The sequence below is a fragment of the Brevibacterium antiquum CNRZ 918 genome, assembly GCF_900169145.1.
GTDB lineage: Bacteria > Actinomycetota > Actinomycetes > Actinomycetales > Brevibacteriaceae > Brevibacterium > Brevibacterium koreense.
Genome location: NZ_FXZD01000017.1, coordinates 22,391 through 43,196, shown reverse-complemented (window position 1 = coordinate 43,196; position 20,806 = coordinate 22,391). Strand labels below are relative to the sequence as shown.

The 20,806-nt window shown below is 65.6% G+C and carries 18 protein-coding genes; 10 read left to right on the top strand and 8 right to left on the bottom strand.

Translation table 11 applies throughout. The features are described from left to right. Positions 1-74: 74 nt before the first annotated feature. Both ltrA and BANT918_RS17575 read right to left on the bottom strand, forming a co-directional pair. Positions 75-1,481 carry a group II intron reverse transcriptase/maturase gene (ltrA, locus tag BANT918_RS15975; RefSeq protein WP_025388068.1) on the bottom strand — a complete coding sequence of 469 codons (1,407 nt, stop codon included), beginning with the start codon at positions 1,479-1,481 and terminating at the stop codon, positions 75-77. Positions 1,482-2,026: 545 nt separating this feature from the next. Next, positions 2,027-2,512 (bottom strand): hypothetical protein, encoded by a 486-nt coding sequence (locus BANT918_RS17575; protein ID WP_009885406.1) that lies wholly within the window; start codon positions 2,510-2,512, stop codon positions 2,027-2,029. Between the two features lie 272 nt (positions 2,513-2,784). Here BANT918_RS17575 and BANT918_RS15965 point away from each other — a divergent pair, with 272 nt between their 5' ends. Beyond that, positions 2,785-3,831, top strand: coding sequence for an IS110 family transposase (locus tag BANT918_RS15965; protein WP_025388069.1), 1,047 nt, complete (start codon positions 2,785-2,787; stop codon positions 3,829-3,831). On the opposite strand, the gene BANT918_RS15960 is transcribed toward BANT918_RS15965, so the two are convergent. Further along, on the bottom strand, positions 3,748-4,143 hold the full coding sequence (locus BANT918_RS15960) for a transposase (RefSeq protein ID WP_009885404.1): 396 nt from the start codon (positions 4,141-4,143) through the stop codon (positions 3,748-3,750). The genes BANT918_RS15965 and BANT918_RS15960 overlap by 84 nt on opposite strands. Positions 4,144-4,663: 520 nt before the next feature. Here BANT918_RS15960 and BANT918_RS15955 point away from each other — a divergent pair. From BANT918_RS15955 to BANT918_RS15930, 6 genes are read left to right on the top strand one after another with little or no spacing between them, the layout of a single operon-like run. Next, positions 4,664-6,364, top strand: coding sequence for an FAD-dependent oxidoreductase (locus BANT918_RS15955; RefSeq protein ID WP_101621124.1), 1,701 nt, complete (start codon positions 4,664-4,666; stop codon positions 6,362-6,364). A 14-nt stretch (positions 6,365-6,378) separates the two neighbouring features. After that, positions 6,379-7,611, top strand: coding sequence for an acyltransferase family protein (locus BANT918_RS15950; RefSeq protein ID WP_009885402.1), 1,233 nt, complete (start codon positions 6,379-6,381; stop codon positions 7,609-7,611). A gap of 15 nt (positions 7,612-7,626) precedes the next feature. After that, the gene (locus BANT918_RS15945) at positions 7,627-8,409 is read left to right on the top strand and encodes an SDR family NAD(P)-dependent oxidoreductase (RefSeq protein ID WP_009885401.1); all 783 of its coding nucleotides are present in this window, start codon (positions 7,627-7,629) and stop codon (positions 8,407-8,409) included. Next, entirely contained in the window at positions 8,406-9,251 is an 846-nt protein-coding gene (locus tag BANT918_RS15940) for an alpha/beta hydrolase (RefSeq protein WP_009885400.1), read from the top strand. Before BANT918_RS15945 ends, BANT918_RS15940 begins: the two co-directional genes overlap by 4 nt. Then, complete coding sequence (locus BANT918_RS15935) at positions 9,248-9,778, top strand: hypothetical protein (protein ID WP_009885399.1); 531 nt, start codon at positions 9,248-9,250, stop codon at positions 9,776-9,778. The genes BANT918_RS15940 and BANT918_RS15935 overlap by 4 nt, the downstream gene beginning before the upstream one ends. Further along, on the top strand, positions 9,775-10,725 hold the full coding sequence (locus tag BANT918_RS15930; protein WP_009885398.1) for an MsnO8 family LLM class oxidoreductase: 951 nt from the start codon (positions 9,775-9,777) through the stop codon (positions 10,723-10,725). The genes BANT918_RS15935 and BANT918_RS15930 overlap by 4 nt, the downstream gene beginning before the upstream one ends. Before the next feature lie 127 nt (positions 10,726-10,852). Here BANT918_RS15930 and BANT918_RS15925 read toward each other — a convergent pair whose 3' ends face one another. Continuing rightward, positions 10,853-11,737 carry a helix-turn-helix transcriptional regulator gene (locus BANT918_RS15925; RefSeq protein ID WP_009885397.1) on the bottom strand — a complete coding sequence of 295 codons (885 nt, stop codon included), beginning with the start codon at positions 11,735-11,737 and terminating at the stop codon, positions 10,853-10,855. A gap of 101 nt (positions 11,738-11,838) precedes the next feature. Here BANT918_RS15925 and BANT918_RS15920 point away from each other — a divergent pair, with 101 nt between their 5' ends. Beyond that, positions 11,839-13,257, top strand: coding sequence for an MFS transporter (locus BANT918_RS15920; RefSeq protein ID WP_025388072.1), 1,419 nt, complete (start codon positions 11,839-11,841; stop codon positions 13,255-13,257). Between the two features lie 474 nt (positions 13,258-13,731). On the opposite strand, the gene BANT918_RS15915 is transcribed toward BANT918_RS15920, so the two are convergent. The 4 genes from BANT918_RS15915 to BANT918_RS15900 form a co-directional block, all read right to left on the bottom strand. Then, the gene (locus BANT918_RS15915) at positions 13,732-14,598 is read right to left on the bottom strand and encodes a helix-turn-helix transcriptional regulator (protein ID WP_025388073.1); all 867 of its coding nucleotides are present in this window, start codon (positions 14,596-14,598) and stop codon (positions 13,732-13,734) included. Between the two features lie 168 nt (positions 14,599-14,766). After that, a complete protein-coding gene (locus BANT918_RS15910; protein ID WP_009885394.1) occupies positions 14,767-15,474 on the bottom strand; it encodes a hypothetical protein in 708 nt (235 codons plus the stop codon). Between the two features lie 26 nt (positions 15,475-15,500). Next, positions 15,501-17,099: a GMC oxidoreductase gene (locus BANT918_RS15905; RefSeq protein ID WP_009885393.1), complete on the bottom strand. Its 1,599-nt coding sequence runs from the start codon at positions 17,097-17,099 to the stop codon at positions 15,501-15,503. A 57-nt stretch (positions 17,100-17,156) separates the two neighbouring features. Continuing rightward, positions 17,157-18,032 (bottom strand): helix-turn-helix domain-containing protein, encoded by an 876-nt coding sequence (locus BANT918_RS15900; protein ID WP_009885392.1) that lies wholly within the window; start codon positions 18,030-18,032, stop codon positions 17,157-17,159. A gap of 199 nt (positions 18,033-18,231) precedes the next feature. Here BANT918_RS15900 and BANT918_RS15895 point away from each other — a divergent pair, with 199 nt between their 5' ends. Together BANT918_RS15895 and BANT918_RS15890 are read left to right on the top strand one after the other, a co-directional pair. Further along, positions 18,232-19,476 (top strand): MFS transporter, encoded by a 1,245-nt coding sequence (locus BANT918_RS15895; RefSeq protein WP_009885391.1) that lies wholly within the window; start codon positions 18,232-18,234, stop codon positions 19,474-19,476. Positions 19,477-19,500: 24 nt separating this feature from the next. Then, positions 19,501-20,763 carry a hypothetical protein gene (locus tag BANT918_RS15890; protein ID WP_025388074.1) on the top strand — a complete coding sequence of 421 codons (1,263 nt, stop codon included), beginning with the start codon at positions 19,501-19,503 and terminating at the stop codon, positions 20,761-20,763. Positions 20,764-20,806 lie beyond the last annotated feature (43 nt).

The window sequence follows — 20,806 nt, the reverse complement described above, 5'->3', positions numbered from 1 at the left end:
ATGGGCAGACCGAGGTCGACCCGGTCGGGGTGGTGATGCCGCTGACCGCGTGATTCGTAGCCCGACCCCGCTGCTTAATACCAAGTTAAAGGAACTACCGAAGAACACCACGAAAAGGGACTTGACCGGAAGAACTCGACTCCTTCCGTCCGTATCTCCCATCCAGGGAGGAAACGACGCACCACAGTATGCTTATTCAGCTTGGGGTGACGCTTATTCAACCAATTGACGATCCGCCAGAACGCGTAATGGTCAACGTAACTGAATGTCGCTTTCGACACCCCATGCTGGAAATACGCACACCACCCTCTCAACACCGGGTTCACCCGGCGGAGAAGATCGGCCAGCGTCCGATGTTGCGCTCTGCGAGTCAGACCGCGAATACGCTCCTTGATCGAAGCCAGAGACTTCTTCGACGGATACGTATACACCTGAGCCTGACCGCTGGTTCCCCTCTTCATCCGACGCTGGATGCGCCAGCCCAAGAAGTCGAACCCCTCATCAATGTGAGTCACTTTCGTTTTCTCCACCGATAGGCGCAAACCCATCGGCGCGAGCACTTCAGCCACCTCGTGCCACAGTGCCTCCACGTGCTCGACCGAACCGTGGACAAGGACAACGAAGTCATCCGCGTACCGGATCAGCTTCATCACCGGGATGCCCCTACGGCGCAGTTTCGCTCGCGTCCAGCTCGGACCCAGCGACTCCCACTTCTTTTGGAAGTGATCATCAAGCCCAGACAAGGCGATATTGGCCAGAAGTGGTGAAAGTATCCCTCCTTGCGGGGTGCCGGTGTGAGTGTTCCTATTGACACCATCCTCGCTGAGGATGCCTGCCTTGAGGAACCTTCTGACCAGAGCCAGGACCCTTTTGTCCGTGATTCGTTCACGCAAACGCTGAATCAGACCAGTGTGATCGATCTCGTCGAAACACGCAGTGATATCAGCCTCGAAGACCCACTCATAATTCAAAGGCCTCGACGTGAACTTATGAATCTCAGCAATCGCGTCCTGCGCACGCCGACGCGGCCGAAACCCATACGAGGACGGATAGAAGTCCGCCTCGAAGATCGGTTCCAGCACCAACTTCAGCGACGCCTGCACCACTCTGTCGGCCAGCGTTGGAATCCCCAACGAACGAGTCTTCCCATTCGACTTCGGGATCCTGCGCTCACGCACCGGCAAGGGTCGGAACTCACCAGTCTTCACCTGGCGGCGAATCATAGTGAGCACCTCAACGGCCTGACCATGAAGCAGGGACCGGGGTGCGACCCCATCGACTCCAGCAGTCCGACCGCCCTTGTTACCCCGCACTCGATCCCACCCTGCTACGAGGAAGGCCGGATCGTGGACAAGGTTGAACACATCATCGAAGACACGCCCCGGATCGGTGCGCGCCCATTGGTGCAATTTCGTCTGGATCGTAAGTACTCGATGCCATGCCGAAGTAATATCGACTGGCCCCGACACACCCGTATTCACCGGTGTCCCTCCTTTTCATCCCTACTTTCATTGCGGAATCGGCACTGAGTTCCTTCGCCATGTGGTCGGTTTTCCCGACCTCGGACTACTACGGACTCTCCGCCCCCACACCACTGGTATCAGTCGGCGACGGACCTTCCCTGCCGACCACGCATGTAATCCGTGGTCAGCAGGGACCAGCGGCGGGGTTCCCACGTTCACTATTCAACCGATTGACGGGATCGGTACCCAGCTTTACTCCTGCATCCTCGCCATAGCTACGCCGCAGGCTTTCACTATGGCCTCCCGGACCGGCGACATTCTCCGATCCGGAAGTTCCCTCGACTGGCACACCAGCCTCGGTCTGCGATGCAACCCGACCCCGATCCACCAGATTTCGAGTCGGTGGTCTGACTTGAGGAGCGTTCGGACACTGGTTCCTATGCGTGTACCTCTCCGTCGTGTTAGCCGAGCCCGACCCATCTGGCAGTACTGGAATCGTCTCGGCGTTGTCAGGGCTGCTTCCCGCCCTCGCTCCCATCCCGGAGTTCAGGCTGCCCTCAACTTCACCTGGCTGCTGCGACAGCCAGGCGGTGGTGGTCTCTCACCTCCACTCGGTTCAACAGCGCCTCGTGGCGCACAATGTCGGTCAACCAGAGCCGGTTCACGCCATCGGCTGTGAACTTGTGCCGGGTCCGACCGTCCTCGTCGACCACGGCACACAGGTCGTCGTGGACGGGTGGACCGGGCTTCTTTCCATTCTTACCCCGGCCCTTGCCGAAGGCTGAGAACCAGGAGTTGGTCGAACACAACCGCCACGCGGTGCGCACTGCCATGGGATGGCCGGCCGACTCTGCTTCATCGGCGAGGTATCGGTATCCGAACTCGGGATCGTCGCAGTGGGCGTCGAACAGGGCGTTGGCCCGGTACGCTTCGACGATATCGGCTTCAGGGACCGGTGTGGCCAACCACCGGTAGTAGGGCTGGCGCGAGAGCTTCAAGACCCGGCACGACACCGCCACGGGAATACCGTCGACGGCGAGCTCTCTCACGAGCGGGTAGAGCTGTAATGGCCTCTGGCGGGCCTGCGGCCGGCTGGGATGCTGAGCCGTAGCTCGGCCGAGTGACTCCGGGTAGAACCGACTCGTGAACAGTTCGCGATGTCTTCAAAAGGACGTGTCCTCGTCCGAGCCTCGGCTCGGTCTCTCCGCGCAGATGCCTTGATCAGAAGCCTGTCCGTCCCCAGGGGCGTGACTCATTACAGATGTGACTCTGAGCGACCCGGGCCAGCCCACTGATGTGCTGACGACTGGAGGAACTCACCATGGCCACCGTTACTGAACGCTACGAGCACGTCGTAGGGATCGATACCCACGCGCGTACCCACACGTATTGCATCATCGACTCTCGAACGGGATCGACGGTCGATACGCGAGCGTTCCCGACTACTGCCCCCGGGATGCAGCGTGCGGTCTCCTGGATTCGACGAAGGACTCGCGGAACGGCGGTGCTCGCTGCCGTGGAGGGTACTTCCTCGTACGGTGCCGGCATCACCACCGCCCTTCTGACCGAGGGGATCGAGGTCGCCGAGATCCGAGCTCTCTACCGCCGTTCCCGAGCACGAACAGGCAAGTCAGACCCCCTGGATGCAGAAGCAGCCGCTCGAACGGCGCTCTGCACCGACGTTGAGAAGCTCGCTCATCCACGCCGCTCTGGTGACCGCGCGGCGCTCCGCGTGCTGCTGGCGAGCCGGTCACTGACCGATCAGCAGCGCACGGCCAACAAGAACGCGCTCACGGCACTGCTGCGCACCACCGACGTCGGAGTCGATGCGCGCAAACCGCTCACCGACGCGCAGATCTCCACCATCGCGGCCTGGCGGACCGGGCGAGATGAGCCATCACATCGAATCTTCCGTGAGGAGGCACGAAGGCTGGCCAAGGCGATCATCGAGCAGACCCGGTCACTCCAGCAGAACCACCAGGCGCTGTCGGCGCTGACCGAGGCTCTCGCCCCGGGCCTCCAGGGCATCCCGGGGGTCGGCGCGGTCACAGGAGCGATCTTGGTGGCGTCGTACTCACACCACGGACGGGTGCGCTCGGAAGCGGCTTTCGCCGCGCTCGGGGGCATTGCCCCGTTGCCGGCTTCCTCGGGCAACACCAGTCGCCACCGGCTCTCCCGCTCGGGCGACCGGCAACTCAACCGGGCCGTCGACGTCGTCGTTCGCTCGCGGATGAGCTACGACCCTGCCACCTGCAAGTATGTTGAACGCCGGCGCGCGGAAGGGCTATCCAAGCGCGAGATCCGAAGGTGCCTCAAGCGATACGTCTGCCGTTCTCTCTTTCGGGAGCTTCGGACCCGGATGGCTTGACACGGAGGCATAGAAGCGTCCTTTTGACGGCAGATTCGCCTGCGACAGATACGCAGCCGCGCGGCGCAGGACTTCGTTCTCTTGCTCCAATAGGCGAGTCCGCCGCCGCAGCTCCCGCAGTTCAGCGGATTCGTCGGTGGTATTGCCGAGCTTGTTACCAGCATCGATCTCGGCCTGGCGGAGCCATTTCGCGATGGTGCCTTCGTGGACGCCGAAGTCCTTGGCGATCTGTCCGATCGTGGTCTTCTCGTCGCGGTTCAAGGCCACGCGGACGACGTCATCGCGGAACTCTTTCGGGTAGGGCTGGGGCATGGTGTCTATCCTTCCAGGCTTGCCTGTGTACAAGCCAGATCAGATGTCACCAAACCCTGCATCAGTCCCTACCGCGGTACACGGAAGCCGTCGCCGGAGCGGCTCCTGGCACGGCTCTTGCTACAGCGGCATTGTTCCGACGTCTGGCGGGGCGCCGAATAGAGAATCAATCGCGGCCCTCGCCAACTACCGTCTCGGGGCGATCCTTCCGCCTGTTCAGGGGTTCGCGTCAAGCCAGTCGCACGTTGGTGACTGGACTAGTCAAGGCAGGGCGGGTTGAACACCACGAGCCTGAAGCGCGGATGCACGACGACGGTAGCCGACAGTCCAGTGCCTCGGGAAGCCGTCACGCAAGCCTGTCACTGGGGAGCCTGTCACTCGCAGGGTGTGGTTGGCCTCCTCCAGCGGTGATTCGATGGGTTCATTCCCAGTTGTTCCACTGTCCCGTCTGCCAGTCACCAGATCTGCCGCAAGGCAAGTGCGGATTTGTGCTGCCTACACCAATGAAGAGAAACCGATAATGAACACCACCACGATTGAAACGCCACCGTCGAAAGGCCGCGTCGGACGGCGCTCATTTCTGCTGGGCTCGGCGGGAGCAGCTGCCGCCGGGGCGATGATGCCCTTCAACGCCGCGCCCAGTTTCGCCGATGCCAGCGTCTCCAGCGCCCTACCCAGTGGTGGCGGTGTCATTGGCCCCAAGGATCCGCGTTACTTGGACCTCAGGACGGGAAACAATGTGCGCTTCGTAGCGAAGCCTGACTACGTGCACATGATCAACAGTGCCAAGGACGCCAAGAAGGCGGTGCAGTCAGCGGTCGATGCCGGGAAGAAGGTATCCGTTCGCAGTGGAGGGCACTGCTTCGCCGATTTCGTCTGCAACTCTGACATCGAAGTCATTCTCGACGTGTCGACGATGGTCGGGGTGTCTTACGACGAGAAGAAGCGGGCCTTCGCGGTCGAACCGGGTGCGCGCCTCTCGAACGTGTACGAGCAGTTGTTCAAACGCTGGGGCGTGACGATCCCCGGTGGCATCTGCTACAGCGTCGGTGCTGGCGGGCACATCGTCGGCGGCGGATATGGCCTCCTGTCGCGGGCGCACGGCCTGGTCGTCGACCACCTGTATGCGGTGGAAGTCGTCACCGTCGACGCGGACGGGAAGGCGTCCATCCAGGTCGCCACCCGCGGCTCCCGCGGGGCGCTCGGCGATCTGTGGTGGGCGCACACCGGTGGAGGCGGTGGCAACTTCGGCGTCGTCACGAAGTACTGGTTCCGTTCCCCGCACGCGAAGGGCTCCGAGCCGGCCGGCCAGCTGATCGAGGCACCCTCTCGTGTGCTTGTCAATGCGCTCGCGTTCCCGTGGGACCAGGTCGACGAGACTAAGTTCCGCAAGCTCATGGACAACTGGGGTGCCTGGCACGAGGAGTTCAAGGACCCCGGCACCCCGGAATCGCACCTGTCGAGCCTATTCAACCTCAACCACAAGGCCCATGGCAGCCTGGGCATGTTCACCCAGATCGACGCCGACGCGCCCGATGCGACCGGCGTCCTCGAGCGGTTCATCGCCCGCATCACCGACGGCGTGGACATCGAGACTTCGGCGATGACCAAGCCTAACGGGGAGCTGCCGGCCCTGCCTGACTTCCACCAGACCCGGGAGATCTCCTGGATGCAGGCAACTCGCATGGTGGGCACGGACAACCCGACGATCACCAACCCCACCAGCCGGGGCGCGCACAAGTCCGCGTACTTCAAGAAGCGGTTCACCGACGCCCAGCTCGACGTGATGTGGGAGCAGATGACCCGGGAGGACTTCACCAACCCGGACACCATGATGGTGGTCTTCTCCTTCGGCGGCGCGGTCAACGCGGTGAAGAAGGATGTGACGGCGAACGTGCAGCGCGACTCGATCTTCAAGATCTGCCTGCAGACGTTCTGGCCGGACAAAGCAGATCATGACTTCTATCTCGGCTGGGCGCGCGAGACCTTCGAGGCCATGTTCGCCTCCTCCGGTGGCGTCCCGGTGCCCGACGGGCAAGTCGATGGCTGCTACATCAACTACCCGGACACCGACATGGCCGACCCGAAGCGCAACCGCTCTGGCGTGGCCTGGTCCGAGCTCTATTACCAGGGCAACTATCCCCGCCTGCAGCGGGCGAAGAAGTCCTGGGATCCGACGAACTTCTTCACCCACAGCCTCGGCGTGGAACTTCCCGCCTAAGAAGGGTGCCTGACATGACCACTCCTGTCCCCGCGACGACGACGCGACCACCGAAGCTGCCGTCCCTGACCGGGCTGCGATTCTTCGCCGCCCTGCTGGTGTTCGGATTCCACATCACCCTCTCCTCCTCACCGATCCCGCCGAACGACCCGATCAACCTGTTCGCCGACCCCGAGGTCGCGCGCGTGGCCGAGCAGATCTTCCTGGTCACCGGGTACGTGGGAGTGTCGTTCTTCTTCGTCCTCTCCGGGTTCCTCCTGGCGTGGGCGGCGAAGCCCGATGAGAAGCTCACCGCGTTCTGGCGTCGCCGGGTGATGAAGATCTTCCCGAACCACATCGTCATGTGGGTGCTGTCGATGGTGCTGTTCGCCGCCGCGATCACCCCGGCACACGCCTCGGTGCTTAACTTCTTCCTCCTCCACGCCTACTCCCCGGACGGGGCCGTTAACGTGGCCGTCAACCCGCCGTCGTGGACGCTGAGCAGCGAGCTGCTGTTCTACATGCTCTTCCCGTTCTTCATCGTCCTCATCCGCAAGCTCCCGGGTAACCGCCTGTGGGCGTGGGCGGGGCTCATGGTCGTGGGCATGATCGCCATCCAGATCATCAACCTCACCCTCATCCCCGACACCCCGAAGTCGGCGTTGACCCCGGTGTCCTCGTTCCAGTTCTGGTTCGGCTACATCTTCCCGCCCTCGCGCCTGTTCGAGTTCCTGTTGGGATCGATCGTCGCCCGCCTGGTCCTGGAGAAGCGGTGGCCCGCCTTCCGCATGTGGCACGCCCTGCTCCTGGCCGTCGCGGGATATGCGCTGGCAAACGTGGTGCCCTTCGTGTGGACCTTCAACGTCGCCACCATCATCCCGGTGACCGTGCTCATCGCTACCGCCGCCTCCTACGACGCGACCGGACGCAAGAGCTTCCTCCAGTCCAAGCCGATGCAATGGCTCGGCGACACCTCCTTCGGCTTCTACCTCGTCCAAGGCGTCTCGATCTTCTGGGTCCGCCAGATGATGGACAACGCCACCTTCTCCACCTCGGTCGCGCTGTTGTTCATCGCCGGGTTCCTCGCCCTGACCTTGCTGGCCGGCTGGGCGCTCTACGCGCTCGTGGAGAAACCGATGATGGACCGCTTCGCCCGGCCCCGCCGCAAGCCCGCCCTCCCGCGAGTCGCCGTCCAACCGACAGCGCCCACTGCTGCCCCCGCCGTCGCCGAACCGGCCGCGGTGGCCACCGCTGATTCCCGAGTCTGAAGAAGGAGACACATCATGGACCTCAACCTCACCGGCAACGTCGTCATCGTCACCGGAGGCACCAGCGGCATCGGCCTGGCCACCACCGAACTGCTCACCCGGGAGGGCGCGCACGTGGTCGTCCTCGCCCGCGGCACCACCGACGTGGCCCTGCCCAAGGGGGCGGAGCTGTTCAAGACCGATCTGACCGACCCCCACGCTGCCACTGAAGCTGTGGAAGCTGTCCGGGCACGCCATGGGCGTTTGGACGGGCTGGTCAACAATGCGGCCATCCTCATTTCCCAGCCTTCGTTCGCCGACATCGACGACGAGCAGTGGCACCGGATCTTCGAGCTGAACCTCCACGCCGGGATTCGACTCATCAGGGCCGCGCTACCGTTGCTGGCCGCAGCGGAGGGTGGCGGATCGATCGTGCACATCGCCAGCGAAGCCGCGCGGATGCCGGATCCCACGATCGCCGACTACGCGGCAGCGAAAGCGGCTCTGCTCTCGGTGTCGAAGTCCCTGGCCATCGACTACGGCGGGAGGGTGCGCTCGAACGTGATCTCACCCGGCCCCACCCGCACAGCTCTCTTCGATGCCCCGAGAGGGTTCGCTGAGCAGCTCGCGGAGAGGTTCGAGCTTCCCCCAGAGGAGGCCATCGAGCACTTCATCCAGAAGGAGCGGCGCCTGCCCACTGGACGCATCGGCGCACCCACGGACATCGCCGGGCCGGTGACCTATCTGCTCTCGGCGCGGGCAGCCCAGGTCACCGGAGCGGAGTGGTCGATCGACGGTGGAGCTCTGCGCCAGATATGACCACCCCCCTCACGCAGGATCGCCTACGCGCGACGATCAGCCCAACTCGGGTCACCGTGCCTGCCAGCAAAGACGGACCAGCGCTACCGGCGACCATGCACCGGCAGACCGAGAACGGGGCTGCCGGGTGGATCATCTGGGCCCACGGCGGGTCCTGGCACCAAGGGTCGGCCGCCGACTGGCAGCACGCCACCGGTCTGCTCGCGAGCCTGTCAGGCCGGAACGTGCTCTCACTCGACTACCGGCTCGCGCCGACGCATCGGCACCCCGCGGCCGTGCTCGACATGCTCACCGCCATCGGCTGGGTGCGCGAGACCAGCCCGGACAGTTCGATCATCGTCGGCGGCGACAGCGCCGGAGGCACCCTCGCCGCTGTCGCGGCGATCGCCGCCCGCGACCGGGGCGAGAGCCTGCAGGCGCAGATCCTGGCTTACCCGCCAATCGATCCCGAGTGCCGCGCCGTCTCCTACCATGCCGACCCCGGTTCATTCCCGCCGCCCGGGCTGCTAAGGACAGCCTGGCGGTCCTGGCACGGTACGCCGCAGGCTTCGGCGGTGGCCTCCGACGGGACTCGACTCCTGCTCTCCCCGCGCGAGGCCGACTCGCTTGCTGAGGTGGCCCCGGCCGTGCTCGTCGTCGGTGACCACGACCCCGTCCGTGACGACGTCGCCGCCTACGCCGAGCAGCTTCGCGCCGACGGAGTGCCCGTCGACCATCGTGTCCTGCCCGGGATCGGGCACGGCGACGTCCTCCGCCCGGCCAGCGCCGTCATCGGCGCACTCGCCGCGGCACTCACAGATTTCCCCCGAGAATACACACAGCGAAAGGAAGCATCATCATGACCACCGCGACCACGACCCCTGCACCGCTGGAGGCCCTCGTCCGCCACTTCGCCGATCTGCGCGACGGGGACCACTTCGGCGAGGTCACCCGCCAAGGCAAGGAGGCCGCGTTCCAGCGCGCCGTCGAACTCCTCGACACCCCAGCCCGGCAGGTGCTGGAGGAGTTCAACTCCTACCTCCTGCTCGACACCGGACAGATCGACTTCACTGGCCTGCACCGCGATGCCCATGGCGGGCTCCTGGCCTCCTGGCTGCTGAGCTGGCCGGAGCAGAAAGCCGCAGGCCTCGTCCCGATCAGCATCATCGCCATCTACGGCGCCGGATTCCACCACCCGCACCTACGCGGGGCGACCGTGGCCCAATGGCCCCTGAACGTCGCCACCGCCGATCACGCCTGGGAACTGGTTCCCGTGCTGCGATCGATCGCCGGCAGCGACATCGAGGATCTCGTGTTCCAGGTCGGCGGGAACTGGCGCATCGTGCCGGCCACCGCGCAGAACCGGACCGGGGAGCTGATCGCCTCATGACTGGCTCCACCACACCCGTGACGCTGTCGGTCCTCGACCAGTCACCCATCACCGACCATCTCGACCGCACCGAGGCGCTGCAGGAAAGCCTGCGCCTGGCCGAACGGGCCGAACGCGAGGGGTACCGGCGGATCTGGTACGCCGAGCACCACCACTCGATGTCCTTCGCCAGCCCAGCCCCGGAGACCATGACTGCCCTGGCCCTCGAACGCACCACGCGGATCCGGGTGGGCACCGGTGGGATCCTGCTCCCGCTGTACACGCCTCAGAAAGTCGCCGAGACGATGGGGCTGCTCCAGCGGGTCCATGGCGATCGTGTCGATATCGGTATCGGCCGCGCTGCGCTGCACACGAATGACTTCCCCCACAAGGTCGAGACCCTGCTGAGTCGACTCCCTGAGGGGATGCCGCAGACCGTCACAGAGCCCGAGCACCGGGTGTGGGTGCTCGGCGCCGGCGGAACCTCTGCTCCTCTCGCTGCGAGCCTGGGGGCCGGGTACGTGCAGGGGCACTTCCTCAGCCCGTCATCCACGCCTCGAGGCATGCGCGCCTACTGGGACGAGGTCGGGAAGAAGCCGGGGTTCGCCGTTATCGCGGTGCGTGCCGTGACAGCGGATACCGCCGAGAAGGCGCAGCGACTGGCGGCAGCGGCCGCCCTGTGGCGAGCTCGCAAGGACCTCAACTACGACAGCCCGATCCCGAGTCTCGAACACGCAGAACGCGACAAGGAATGGAGCGATGAAGAACGGGCGCGCGCAGTCACCCGGGAAAACGGCTTCATCCACGGCACCCCGGAGCATGTGCGCGACCAGCTCCTCGCGCTTGCCGAGCAGCATCGGGCCAGCGAGATCATGGTCAACACATTGACTAGCGATCCGGCAGACCGTGACGCCTCGTACACCCTGTTGGCGGACGCGTTCGACCAAGCGGCAGTGGGCGTGGCATAGACACGGCCCACCGAACGCGAAACTGCCCCGGAGTCCAAATCAGACTTCGGGGCAGTTCTGTCGTGTCCGCTGGGCAACGCTCGGCGATCACACGATGCCGCAGCGAGCGCGCAGGGAGAGGCAGGACTCAGGCGGAGTTGAGGAGCAGCTGAAGAGCGGAGCGGGCGCTGCTGCCCGGCGTTGCAGAGTGGGTGAGAATGCGCTGCCCGTCGCCCTCAGGCAGGTGCAGCACCTCGTAGTCGACGTCGAGGTCGCCGACCTCAGGGTGGTGCAGCCGCTTAGTGCCGCTGGTGCACAGCTGGACCGTGTGCTGGACCCACAGGCGCGCGAAGTCTTCACTACCGACGTTGAGTTCGCCGACGAGCTCGTGCAGACGCCGATCGTCGGGGAACTGGGCGGCGACATACCGCAGCGAGGCGACCGCGACGGTGGCCTCAGCCTCCCAGTCGCGGTAGAGCTCGCGGGTGTGCGGGTCGAGGAAAAGCATCCGCATCTGGTTGGGACGGTCGTCCTCGCGAGTGGGAGCTTCGAAGTCGAGGTGCCCGGCCAGGAGGAGATGCCCGGCACGGTTCCACGCGAGGATGTCGTTGCGACGACCCAGGAGGACAGCGGGCACCGATTCCATCGCGTGGAGGAGCTGACGGGCACCGGCGTTGGGCCGTTCGGGCCGGTCCACGGCAGGCCGTTTGACCATCCCCGGCCGGGCCAGGGCGAACAGGTGCGCGGTCTCATCGGCATCCAGGCGCAGAGCGCGAGCCAGAGACTCGATGACCGAGTCGGAGGCATTCTGAGACTGACCCTGCTCAAGTCGGGTGTAGTAGGTCACGGAGACACCGGCGAGCTGGGCGAGTTCCTCACGCCGCAGGCCCGCCACGCGGCGGCGCCCGTAGGAGGGGACGCCGACGTCTTCGGGGCTGAGCCGATCCCTGCGCGAGCGCAGGAATTCGCCGAGGTCGTCGGCGCGGGCCTCGTAGGCGGCTGTGGCGCGGGTCACTGTTGTGTAGTCCTCCATGCTTCCATTGTGCCGTGCCTGCGAGTTCCTAGCCTACCCCTGTGAGTGATAGGCAACTCAGGGATCTGGCTACGCCTTTGACCGGCTTCCAATATGGGAGCATGTCCACAAAAACCGAAGCACCAGAAGAAATAGACCGCGGTCAAACTCGGCTTACTGCCCTTCAGCGTTTGGCCCTCGCGGTGTTGTTGACGGCGAACTTCACCCTCGCGGTGGATTTCTCCATCCTGAATGTCGCGCTGCCGCACATCGGCCGCGAACTCGGGTTCCCCACCGAGAGCCTGCAATGGATCGTGACCTCCTTCGCATTGTGCGCGGCTGGTTTCACACTGCTCTTCGGCCGCGTCGCCGACCTGTTCGGGCGGAAGAAGCTCTTCCTCATCGGCATCGTGCTCCTCGGCGTCGCCTCCCTGGCCGGTGGCCTCGCCCAGGACCCGACCCTGCTCATCATCGCTCGCGTCGGCCAGGGCATCGCGACCGCGATGGTCACTCCTGCCGCACTGTCCCTGATGACCACGACCTTCCCCGAAGGACCGGCCCGTAGCCGCGTACTCGGCCTCAACGGCGCGCTCATGGCTGCAGGCTTCACCGCCGGGGCCGTGCTCGGCGGCCTGCTCACCGGCGCGGTGTCCTGGCGCTGGGCGTTCTTCATCAACGTCGTCGTCGCCGTCGCCGTGATCCTCGTTGCTCCGTTCGTGCTGCGCGAGAAGCCGACCGGTAACCGACCCAAGCTCGACGTGCCCGGCGCCATCACGGTCACCCTCGCCCTGGTCGCCCTGGTCTTCGGCATCGACACCGCCGGCCACGCCGACTGGTCCCACCCCGGCGCCTGGGGTCCGATCCTGGCCGCCGCGATCCTGTTCGTGGTCTTCTGGGCCATCGAGCGTAAGGTCGCGGAACCGCTGGTCGAGCTGTCGATGCTGCGTCGCGGAAACGTCGCGTGGGGCAACATCACCGGGCTCCTGGCCTTCGGCACGTTCACGTCTCTCGTGTTCCTACTCACGCTCTACCTGCAGGAAATCCTCGGCCTGGGCGCGATCAGCACCGGAGTGGTCCTGGGCGTGCTCGGCATCGGTACCGTGCTCGGCGGTCTCATCGCCCCCAAGATCATCGGCCGCACCAGCTCCAAGACGGCGATCATCATCGGTCTCGTCGTCCAGGGCGTGATGACGGTGCCACTGTTCTTCGCCACCGAGTCCAGCATCTGGGTGGTGCCGGTCGCAATCCTGTCCTTCATCGGCGGCGTCGCGAACCTGGTCGCCATCGTCGGCTACACCGTCACCTCGACGGCCGCGGTGCCCTCGCACCAGCAGGGCCTGGCCACCGGCCTGGTCACCATGAGCCAGCAGGTCGGCATCACGCTGGGCACCCCGGTGATGTCGGCAATCCTGGCCAGCCAGCTCGCCGCCGGCATGCTGCCTGGCCTGCAGCTGGCCATGGGCGTCAACGGCATCATCGCCCTGGCATCGGCCGTGCTCATCGCGATCGTGCTCCGGCTGCCCAAGCCCGCACGCGTCTGAGCCTCCAAGCACCACCGGACCGTCACCACGGGTCCATCCCATCTGCGCACGGCCTGCGGGCCACCGTGAGAAGCAGTGGCCCGCAGGCCGAGGAAGGAACGAACGAAGCCGGGGTGGGAGCCCTCCAACACGGAGAGCTCCCACCCCGGCTTCGTTGCGTCCGCTTGCGTACCGTGCTGGCCGGGTTGCTGACCTGGTCTCCCTGGGTATCACGCGATTCTGCGTGCACGAGGCGACGCCGTGGCCTCTGTCATGACAAAGGGTCGAGCGACACCAATGGGCGCGACGGTACAGCGTCGATGATCAGCCCACGGGGCCGAGTCGCCGCCGCCGCCAGCACACCACGATGTCGGTCTCCGCCGTACCACCGGAGCTCTTGCAAGTCGGTGAGAGGAGGGGCGTGCCGGACACAGCGAAGCGGTGCCGGACCCGCGGGCCCGGCACCGCCGAGAAGATGGTTGGCCAAGAGGTAGGTCAGGCCGGGATGAGTGCCGCCAGGTCGCGGAGGCGTTCCTCGGACACGCTGCCGGGGTCGGCGGAATGGGTCAGTAGTCGTTGCTCGCTGCCCTCGAGGGTGAGGATCTCAAAGCGGAGATCCAAGTCCCCGACTTCGGGGTGGTAAAGCTCGCGGATTCCGCGGGTCGGCGCTGCTGGTTGCGGGTCTGCCCAGTAGGCGGCGAACTCGTCACTAGCCACGACCAGATCTCCGACCAGTCTCATGAGCGCGAGATCGTCGGATCGGTGTGTGGCGAGCTGTTGAAGTTGGGTGACCGCTCGCTGCGCCTCGACCTTCCAATCGCGATACGTTTCTCGCAGTCGGGGATCGAGGAAGACCATCTTCACGCGATTTGGGCGTGTGTCGAGGTCTAGAGGCGATTCAAAGGGCAGGTGGGAGGCGATGAGGCGATGCCCGAGTCGATTCCACGCGAGGACGTCGTCGCGAGTGCCCAGCACGATCGCGGGAACATCGGCCATCGCGGTGAGCAGCTGCGCGGTGCCGATGCTGACATGCTCGGGCGGAGGCTCGCGGCGACGCGTGGCAGGAGGCGTCTCGGCGAGACGGAAGAGTTCGTCGCGCTCGTGAGCGTCGAGCATCAACGCGCGCCCGAGACCGTTGAGCGCGGCTACGGAAGCCTGGGTGGCCGTGCCCTGCTCAAGCCGGGCTAGGTAGGCCACAGAGATGCCAGCGCGGTGAGCGACCTCTTCACGAAATAGGCCCGGGCCTTCGCGGGGCTGGGTGAGATCGAGACCGAGGTCCTCCGGGGTCAAGGATTGCCTGCGGGAGCGGAGGAATGCTCCCAAGGCGGCACGGCCAGGATGGCCGTTCGGGTGTGACGGCATAACAACAGGTCCCCTTTCGCGGGAAGCCGGACCGCGTGCGTCGCAGACCGGAGTTTTGAATAAGGAGATCGCCGCGCGCAGCCCCGGTGCAGCTCGGCAGCGATGCGGATATCATCTGCGACCGACGCGGGGCATGGACCCTTCGCCGGGCAGGCAGTTGCGGCGCGGTCACGATGTCAGCGCGTGATACTCGATGGCGAGCCAGACCACGTCGGTGTCTGCCCGATACTGGTGCCAGGGGTAGGCGAGCCGCCCGTCATCCCATCGGCCGAAGATGGACGGTTGGGTCTGGGCGGGCGCGAGGATCTGGTCCTCGAAGACGGAAGCATGCGAGTTGTAGGCGAACTTCTGCATCCGGCCGGTCCCCAGCAGCTGCGTATGGGTCTCGATGAACGCGTGATCCCGGTGGATCCCGCAGTCGGTCCCCGCGGGACTGAACCACAGATTCAGCTTCACCTCGTGAGGAAAGGGATCCTGCGGGGCGTGCGGGTCGGCGAGGATCTGCGCGGGCACGAGCTCGACCTGGCCGACGCTGTCCTGCGTCGACTTCAGCAGCACCGCCGTCCCCGGTTGCGCGTCGGCGCGGTCGGATCCGTAGAAGTCTTCCCACCCCTGGGCGCGGAACACGGACTCGGGCAGCGGCTGCCCGGGCAGGCTGATGAGCGCGAGGAGCCGGCCGGAGACCTGGGTGCCGGCGGCGAGCATCGTCGAGGCCAGCGGCGGGATATACCCGCCCAGTGGCATGTCGATGCGGGCAGGATCAGCATCGAGGTTGACCACCATGCTCGGGTTCTCGAGCGTGAACTCGTCGGCATCGGTGACAGTGTCCGCGGAGAGGGCATCGAAGGAGAAGGAGGCGCGGCGGGTGGTGGACATGGTGGGTCCTTTCGTGAGGTCGGTGGCTACGCGAGGATGCGCTCGGCGACGCGCAGGGCGTTCGCGGCGATCGTCAGCGCCGGATTCAACGCGGCCGAGGATGGGAAGAATGACCCGTCGACGATCCAGAGGTTGTCGAGGTCGTGACTGCGGCAGTCCGGGTTGAGGACGCTGCCGTCGGGGTCGTGTCCGGCCACAGCGGTGCCGCACATGTGCGAGTTGGTCTGGATGCCCATCCGCTCAGTGAAGACCAGTGGGTATCCGCTGCCTCGCACGGCGGCGGTGACTTCCTCGACGAGCTCCTGATGGGGACGCAGATTCGTCGGCGTCCAGTCGATGACAGTCCGCCCGCCTGCCAGGCGCACACGGTTGTGCTGCCGAGGGAGGTCCTCGGTAGTCAGATAGAGGTCCACGGTGCGTGCTGCGACCTTGTCGAGGAACCACAGCGGCAACCGCGCTCGGGCAGGTTTCAGGTGCGCCCCCTGGAGTTTGCCGAGCATCTGCACGTTACCCAGCGGATATCGGTGCGCCGGAGTGGGCAGATACCAGTCGTTGAGGCCGAGGGTCTTCTGCCATCGGGTCCGGTTGCGGCGCAGCGGGTGGAGTCCGATGACAAAGGTGCTGTTGTGCACCATGTAGTTGCGTCCCAACAGGCCGGATGAGTTGCCCAGCCCGTCCGGATGCCTCTCGGTCGCCGAGCCCAGCAGCAAGACGGCGGAGTTGACCGCGCCGGCGGCCAACACGAACCGCTGACCGCGTACCGTCACGGGGCGCCCCTGCCTGCTGCCGTGAGCCGCGGTGATGTGCTCGCCCGCGGGGTCGGTTGTGAGCCGGGTGAGGGTGGTGCCGGTGAGCAGGCGCACGTTCTCGTTGGCCAGGGCCGGGCGGACCAGCCGGGTTTCGGCATCCGATTTCGCATCGGTGCCGGAGGGAGTGCCGTCGTCGGTGGACGCGCGGGCACGATCCCCGTCCGCGGTGAACGTCATCCCGTTGGGCATGTGGAACGGCTGTAGACCCTGGCGGCGCAGCCGTGCGGCGAATCGTTCGATGACCGGCTCATGGGCATGTGCGGGATGCGGATAGGGTCCTGCATGTGGCGGCTCGGTCGGATCTTCACCGGCGTTGCCATGGACGTCGAAGATTTTCTCTGCCCGCGTGTAGTAAGGGTCAAGATCCTCGTAGCGGATCGGCCAGGCGGGCGAGATCCCGTCGGCGGTGTCGAAGGTTTCGAAATCCTCACGGCGGAAGCGGGGCAGGCACGCCCCGTACATCTTCGTGTTCCCGCCGACCCAGTGGTAGACGCCGGGCTGGAACTCCGTACCAGTGTGCCCGTCAATCCAGGCTTCGCTGGTCTGGTAGCGGTGGTGGAGGAACATCTGCGCCGCATCGAAGTTCTCCGATTCCCTGGGCAGGAAGTCGCCGCGTTCGACGATGAGCACAGACAGGCCGGAGCCTGCGAGGGCGTAGGCGAGGGCACCACCGCCCATCCCGGAGCCGATGATCACGACGTCGGCGGTGATCGTGCCGCCACAGGTCTCAGGGTCGATGAGCGCCCCGGGACGCAGCGGTGGATGCGGCTGCGGCTGCCAACCGGTTGAAGGTGTCGGCTCGATCGTGGACGTCATCGCCTCGGCCACCTCGCCTCTGGGCTTGTGAAGGAGCGCGTGTTCTCAAGCATCGGACTAGTCGCTGAGCATCCGGAGCGCGTCGTAGCCGACGGTTCCCTCGGGCGCGGTGTGCACCAGTAGGCGCTGGCCGTCATCCAGCGGGGAATGCAGCACGTGATAGTCGAGCTCGACGGTCCCCCAGTCCGGCAGGATCAAGCTCTTACGACCCCGGGTGCAGCGAGTGACCGGATGCTCCGCCCACAACTTCGCGAACTCCCGGCTGGCCATCGACAGCTCGCCGACGAGGTTGCGGATGTCCGGGTCGTGCGGCGAGTTGCCCGACATGAAACGCAGTGACGCCACCGCCAGTCGGGCCTCCCATTGCCAGTCCGAGTAAAGGTCGCGGGTGTACGGGTCGGTGAACAGTAGCCGGTGCGTGTTGAGCGGCGCGCATTCGTCGAGGTGGGAGAAGAAGATCCGTCCGGCGAGATCGTTGTAGGCGAGCACGTCGTTTGTGCGCGACATCGCGAACACCGCCGCACTGGGCATCAACGCCACCACGTCCTCGAAGAGCGGGTCGCCGGCCGGTGGTGACGCAGGCGCTGCCGGCGCCGGTGCTTCCTTGATGGTGCCGGCGAGGCTGTGCAGGTAGATCGTCGCATCTTCATCGAGGCCAAGTGCCCGGGCGAGGGCGTTGATGACCGACCCGGACACGTTTGCCGCGTGCCCCTGCTCCAGGCGTGTGTAGTACGTCGGCGAGATACCCGAGAGTTGGGCGAGCTCTTCGCGCCGCAGTCCGGGCACCCGGCGGATCCCGTAGGCCACCAGCCCGACCTCTTCCGGCGTGAGACGCGAACGGTGCGCCTGGAGGAAGTCTCCAAGCGGGTTCGTCGACGTGTGAACGGCGGGTGGGTCAGGGTGCCCGGTGGGCCGAAGCGATGCTGCTGCCATACTCACCAGGGTCTCAAATTCGCCGGTGCCGTGCCTATCCCTGCCAGTGATAGGCAGGCCGGTGCTAGACGAAGCAGAGGGATGGTTGATGGCTCGACGCGGTCCGATAGTGGAATTGACACCCGTTGATTTGTCGCCTTGGCGGCGAGGTATCGGGCACATCTCGCACACGGACCTATGGAGAGAATGAGGACGGCTATTGTCCATCGACACGAAACCCGATGTGGGCATTATCAGCCCCGTTCGGAATTCCCGCGCGAAATTGGCGTTGCTCGCATTGAGCATCGGCGGCTTCGGGATCGGGTTGACCGAATTCGTTATCGCAGGACTCCTCACTGAGGTCGCCACTGACCTCAGTGTCACGATTCCCGCCGCGGGGCATCTCGTCGGCGCCTATGCCCTGGCGGTGGTGCCCGGCGCTCTCATCCTCACCCCGTTTCTGATGCGCCGGCCCCCGAAGGTCGCCCTCGTGGCGCTGCTGGCCCTGTTCGTCATCGGCAACATTCTCTCGGCCTGGTCGCCCAGCTACGAGGTCATGTTCGCCGGGCGCATCGTGGCCGCGCTCGCCCACGGCGGGTACTTCGGGATCGGCGCGGTTCTGGCCGGATCCCTGGTCCCGAAGTCGCGGCAGGCGTCGGCGATCTCGATCATGTTCGCCGGCCTCACGATCGCCAACGTGCTCGGTGTGCCCCTGGGCAGCTTCATCGGCCAGCAGCTGGGATGGCGGGCCGTGTTCTGGATCATCAGTGTCATCGGGGTGCTTGCCCTGATCGGTCTGATGGCCCTGGTCCCGCGCACCGATCCCGAGCAGGATCAGCTGCCGGTGCGCCAGCAGTTCGCCACCCTTGCCAAGCCCCAGGTGCTGTCCTCGCTGATCACCACCGCGCTCATTTTCGGCGGCATGTTCGGCGTGTTCACCTACATCGAGCCGCTGCTGCGCAACGAGACCGGTTTCTCCGCCGGGGCGATCCCGTGGCTGCTGGTCCTTTTCGGCGGTGGCCTCTTCCTCGGCAACGTCATCGGCGGACGCGCCGCCGACCGCAACCCCGATAAGGCGGTCGTGGTGCTGTCGATCCTGCTGCCGATCGTCATCCTCGCCCTGGGCATGGCCGCGGGGATCCCGTGGGCGACCGCGGTACTGCTCACGCTCATGGGCGCGGTCGGTTTCGCGACCGTTCCGGGCCTGCAGGCCCGTGTGATGCGCCACGCCCAGGGCGCGGCCACCCTGGCCTCGGCGACGAACATCGCCGCCTTCAACCTTGGCAACACCATCGGCGTGAGTCTCGCCGGAGCGGCGATCGGCGCCGGGTGGGGCTTCCGCAGCCCGACCGTCGTCGGAGCCGGACTGACCGTCATCGGTCTCATCATCATGTGCCTGGCCGCCACTCGGTCGGTACGCGCCGCGCGTGCCAAGAAGGCGCACCCGAGTTCGCTGAGCTCGTAAACCCCACGAAAGGAAACACTCATCATGTCTCTCACCTCACCCGCCCCCGCAGCAGCCCCTGAGCGCGCTGCCGCCGACATCACCATCCCGTGGTTCTCCTCGAGCACCGTTACCGACTTCCTGCGCGACGGCTACTGGCTCGAAGCCCCCGACATCACCGGCGATGGCAAGCCCGACCTCGTCGGCCACGGCCTCAAGGCCGGCGAGCTCTACTGGTACGAGAACCCGACCTGGGAGAAGCGACTCCTGCTGGACAAGATCAAGGAGCCCGTCGGCGCGGACTTCGCCAACATCACCGGCGAGCACGGCGACGACTACGTCATCTCCTATCAGCTCTACGGCCCCGGCGGCACCATCCACCACGCCGATCCCGAGGGCGGGAAGATTGACTGGCTGGAGAACCCTGGCCCCGACGCGGTGCGCCGCGGCGAACGCTGGAAGCGCCACCACGTCGGCCGCGCCATCGGCATGCACCGCCTGCGCGTGGGGCACTTCACCCGCCACGACCGGATCCAGATCCTGGGCTTCCCCATCGTCGCCGTCGAGAGTGTCCACTCCGTGCTCCCGATCGTGCTCTTCACCGCCCCCGACGACGTCCACACCGCCGAGCAGTGGGACATGGAGGTCGTCAACGACAACCAATTCCGCATGATCCACGGTGTCGCCCGCAAGCCGGGCTTGGCCCCCAACGGGCTCGACGGGATTCTCATGGCCTCCGACGAGGGCGTGACCTGGATGACCTACACCGACACCGGATGGGCGTTCGAGCGCATCGGCGAGGGCGAGCACAGCCAGTTCGAGCAGACCACTTTCCGCGGCAGCGGCGATGTCGACGGCGGCCGCATCGGAGACGACCCGCTCGCCTACGTGGCTACCCTCGAGCCCTTCCACGGCAACACCGTTGCCGTGTACGTCAAGGACCCCGTCAGCCCCGGTTCCTGGAACCGGTTCCTGCTCGACACCTACGGAGAGCCCAACGAGAACGGTGAAGGCCCCGGCCACTCGGTGATGTGCGCCGACTTCGACGGCGACGGGGAGGACGAGTTCCTCATCGGGCTGCGCGGCCCGCAGCCCTGGCAGGGCGCCGTCTACTACAAGGCCATCGATGCCGCTCGCGGCATCTTCGTGAAGTGGAAGGTCGGCGAGGAGTCGACGGCTCGCATCGTCGCCGCTGATTTCACCGGCACCGGGTCGATGGACTTCGCGACGATCTCCTACTCCGTCGAGCACTACTTCGTCGCACCCCGCGCCGAGATCACCCTGCACACCAACAACACCCACCCCTGAACCCCAGAGACGCCCCATTTTCGGGACACGCACACGAAGGAAA